This window comes from Flavobacterium bomense, from assembly GCF_003970355.1.
The window spans coordinates 1-1,020 of sequence record NZ_RYDJ01000290.1; the positions used below are offsets into that span (position 1 = coordinate 1).

The following is a 1,020-nucleotide window of genomic DNA, read 5'->3' on the forward strand; positions in this document are numbered from 1 at the left end:
AATATCTAAAATAGTCAATTTATCATTCTTCTTAAATAATTTTAAAAGATCTTTTTTTAATGGTGAATCGGTTAAAATATAATTATCCCTGTTGTAAATAGTCATACTTAGTAAATTTGTTCAATTTTTGTTTTCATTTGATCAACTATTAATCCACTTTTATTATTGACAATAGACTCCTCTTGTTCATAAACTACATCGGAGATAGTTAAAACAATGTCTTTATCTATATAATCAATCGACTCTGAACCTCTTGAAATCCCTACAATCAATTTATATTGCCCACTATTAAATTTAATTTTTTCTTCTGTAAATGAGGCAAAATAATTCCCTGGATCATAATCAGTGGGCATCGCCCAAGAGGTTCTGATAGGTGTATCTATCATATCTGCCATTCCAAGTCCAATAACTAAATTTTTTGTTTTTTCACTTACCGTGAAATGAATTTTAACTCTCCAAGGTTTACCTATTGGTATTTCATTCATTAAATTCCCATAACTATCTTCAATAGTTAACTTGGTGGCATAAGCTAATTTTGATCCAGACAATTTAGTATTAAATACATATTCAGAATCATTTAAAACAGACTGGCTCAAATAGAAGTTTATAACATCCTCTGTCTTTCCTTCCATAATAAATTTTCCGTTCTGTAACAAAATACATTTGGTACATAACTTTTGAATTGCCGCCATATTATGACTCACAAATAAAACTGTTCTCCCTCCTTGTTTGGAAATATCCTGCATCTTGCCAATGGCTTTTTTCTGGAACTCGGCATCGCCCACAGCAAGAACCTCATCGATCACCAAAATCTCTGGTTCCAGAAAAGCAGCAACAGCAAAAGCCAATCGTACCGTCATTCCGCTGCTGTAGCGTTTTACAGGTGTGTCAATGTAGCGTTGGCAACCCGAGAATTCAATTATTTCGTCTAGCTTGGAGTCAATTTCTTTTTTGGTCATTCCCAAAATGGCTCCGTTCAGGAAGATGTTTTCACGTCCCGTCATTTCTCCATTAAATCCT

General features: G+C 33.5%; 1 protein-coding gene. It reads right to left on the reverse strand.

The features are described 5' to 3' along the window. Positions 1-107: 107 nt before the first annotated feature. Positions 108-1,020: ABC transporter ATP-binding protein (locus EKL98_RS18375; RefSeq protein WP_126563270.1), on the reverse strand; the 913-nt coding region annotated here is incomplete at its 5' end.